The following is a 3,495-nucleotide window of genomic DNA, read 5'->3' on the forward strand; positions in this document are numbered from 1 at the left end:
CCAATACCGGCAAGACGCATCTGGCGATCGAGCGGATGGTGGCGCACCCGACCGGAATGATCGGCCTGCCGTTGCGCCTGCTGGCGCGCGAGGTCTATGGCCGCGTGGTCGAGAAGGTCGGCCCCGAGGCGGTGGCGCTGGTCACCGGCGAGGAAAAGATCAAGCCGCAGCGGCCCCGCTTCTGGGTCTGCACCGTCGAGGCCATGCCGCGCGATCTCGCCGTCGATTTCGTCGCGATCGACGAGATTCAACTCGCGGCCGACCTCGACCGCGGTCACGTCTTCACCGACCGCCTGCTGAACCGGCGCGGACGGGCCGAGACGATGCTGATCGGCGCGGGCACCATGAAGCCGCTGATCGAGCAGCTCATTCCCGGGGTGAACGTCGTCACGCGTCCACGCCTGTCGCAGCTCACATTTGCCGGCGACAAGAAGATCACCCGCCTGCCACGACGCAGCGCGATCGTCGCCTTCTCCGTCGAGGAGGTTTATGCGATCGCTGAACTGATCCGTCGGCAGAAGGGGGGAGCCGCCGTCGTGCTCGGCGCGCTCTCGCCGCGCACGCGCAATGCCCAGGTCGAGATCTACCAGTCGGGCGACGTTGACTATCTCGTCGCGACGGACGCCATCGGCATGGGGCTCAATCTCGATGTCGATCACATCGCCTTCGCGTCGGACCGGAAATTCGACGGCCATCATTTCCGCAAGCTGAACCCCGCGGAGTTCGGCCAGGTCGCCGGGCGCGCCGGCCGCCATCTGCGCGACGGCACCTTTGGCACGAGCGGGCGTTGCCCGCCCTTCGACGCCGAACTGGTTGAGGCGATCGAGAATCATCGTTTTGAATCGGTGCGGCAGCTGCAATGGCGCAATTCCGATCTCGATCTGCGCTCCGTCGACGGGCTGATCGCCAGCCTGAACGTCCAGCCAACCGAGCAGGGGCTGACCCGTGCGCTGATCGCAGAGGACATGACGACGCTGGAGGTTCTGGCCCGCGATGCCGATGTCAGGCCGCTGGCGCAGGGCCGTGCAGCAGTCGAGCGGCTCTGGGAGGTGTGTGGCCTACCTGATTATCGCAAGATCGCGCCGATGCAGCACGCTGATCTCGCCACCACGCTGTATCTGCGCCTGATGCGCCACGGACGGCTCGATCCGGCCTGGTATCGCGCCCAACTCGATGCGCTTGACCGGACCGATGGCGAGATCGACACGCTGTCTGCCCGCATTGCGCAGGTCCGAACTTGGACCTATGTCGCAAACCGTCCTGACTGGTTACCTGATCCAGAGCATTGGCAGGGGGTGGCGCGTCTTGTAGAGGACAAGCTGTCGGACGCTTTGCACGAGCGGCTAGCCAGCCGTTTCGTCGATCGGCGCACGAGCGTGCTGATGCGTCGTTTGCGGGAGAATGCAATGTTGGAGGCTGAGGTCACCACGACGGGCGATGTGCTCGTCGAGGGACAGCATGTCGGGATGCTTCAGGGATTTCGCTTCACGGCGGATCCCAAGGCTGGCGGGCCCGAGGCGAAAGCCTTGAACATGGCCGCGATGAAGGCGCTTGCCAGCGAGATCGAAGCGCGCGCCGCGCGTGTCGTGCTCGCGGCTGATGATGCCTTCGTGCTTTCGCATGACGGGCTGGTGCGCTGGATCGGTGAGCCGGTCGCGCGGCTTGTCGCCGGCGACAAGGTTCTGGAGCCGCGCCTGCGCCTGCTGGTCGAGGAGCACCTGACCGGACCGGCGCGCGAGCAGGTCGACGCGCGCCTCACTCTCTGGCTCAAGAATCACATCGCCCGTCTGCTTGGTGCCTTGCAGCTGCTCGAGAATGCCGAGAATGTCACCGGTATCGCGCGCGGCATCGCCTATCAGGCCGGGGAGTCGCTGGGCGTGCTGGAGCGCGCCAAGGTCGGCGAGGAGATGAAGACGCTGGATCAGGAGGGCCGCGCGGCACTCCGTCAGCTCGGCATCCGCTTCGGAGCCTTTCATCTTTACGTCCCGGCCCTGCTGAAGCCGGCACCACGTGCGCTGGCTGCCCAGCTCTGGGCGCTGAAGCATGGCGGGCCCGATACGTCGGGCCTCGACGATATTGCCCATCTCGCAGCCTCGGGTCGGACATCCTTTGCCGTCGACAAGGCGGTGCCGAAGGGCCTTTACCGTGCTGCCGGCTATCGCGTCTGCGGCGAGCGCGCCGTGCGTGTCGATATCCTCGAGCGGCTTGCTGACCTGATCCGGCCGGCTATCGCCTATCGCCCGGGCCTGACCCAGGGCCAGCCGCCCACCGGCGCGGCCGATCAGGACGGTTTTGTCGTCACCGGTGCCATGACCTCGCTGGTCGGTTGTGCGGGCGAGGATTTCGCCTCGATCCTGCGCTCGCTCGGCTATGTCTCGGCCAAGCGTCCGGGACCGGCGATCACCGTGCCGCTGGCGCAGCCACCGGTCGCGGCTACCGCTCCGGTTGCCGACGCGCCGACCGCGGAAACTACGGACGTCCCGGCTGGGCACGAGGCCGATCCGGCGGTGGTGGCCGATGAGGCCGGCGCCGGTATTGTCGACGAGCCTTTGGCCGCTACTGACATCGAGACCGCCGAGGCTGCCTCTTCGGAGGCTGCCGCGCCTGAAACGGCCGACGCCCCGATCGCGGCGGAGACCGAGCTCGAGCAAGCCGCACATCCGGTGCCAGCCGATGCCATGTCTGCTCTGCCGGCGCCTGCCGACGAGACACCTGTCTCCGAGACGCTTGCCGCGGAAGCTCTTGCCCCTGAGGCAGCGGTTGATGTGGTTGCTGCGACCGAGGTGCAGGAAATCGAGGTCTGGCGGCCGCATCGTCACCAGGGTGGGCGCAGGCCGGAGCATGCCGGGCGCGGTCGCCGCGACGGCGCTCAGGGCGAGCGTCAGCCTGGCGCAGGGCGTGGTGAACGTCCGAACCGTGACGGCCGGCCCGACGAGCGTCGCCGCCAGGGCGATCGTGGCCGTCCGGCTGCCGCCAATGCGTCTCAAGGTGATGCTCCCCGACAGGATGCGCAGCCGCGCGAGGGTGATCAGAAGCGCAGCGGCCGGCCGCAGCGCAATGGCCGCCCCGAGCAGGGGCGTGGCCCGCGGCCGGACTTCAAGCGCGATGGACGCCCAGGTGGCCCACGCCGCGAGGAGCGGGGCAACGAGCGTTTCCAGCAGGCGTCAAAGCCGCGTCCGGCCGAGCGCGAGCCTGATCCGGATTCGCCCTTTGCCAAGCTTGCGGCTCTCAAGGCCCAACTCGAGGGCGGCGGGCGCAAGACCTGACATGGGGCTCAACTGACCTGGGGCTGAGCGGAAAGGCTGTCCTTGCGGGAAGATCGCCAGCGTCTCGACAAGTGGCTCTGGTTCGCGCGTTTCTCCAAGACGCGCTCGGTCGCTGTGCGTCTGGTGGATGACGGCCATGTCCGCGTGAATGGTCGGCGTGCAGGGAATGCAGCGCTTGGGCTCAAGCTCGGCGACGTGCTGACACTGGCGCTGGTGCATGAGACCATAG

2 protein-coding genes are annotated in these 3,495 nt (G+C 67.5%); both read left to right on the forward strand.

Annotated elements, in window-relative coordinates:
• Positions 1 to 3,266 (forward strand): helicase-related protein (locus tag AC1D34_RS35325; RefSeq protein ID WP_476826757.1); only part of this gene is annotated, 3,266 nt, incomplete at its 5' end.
• A gap of 42 nt (positions 3,267 to 3,308) precedes the next feature.
• Positions 3,309 to 3,495, forward strand: a 187-nt coding sequence (locus tag AC1D34_RS35330; RefSeq protein ID WP_476826758.1) for a S4 domain-containing protein, incomplete at its 3' end; no start/stop codon positions are given.

It is taken from the genome of Allobosea sp. P1_A7 (assembly GCF_056406775.1).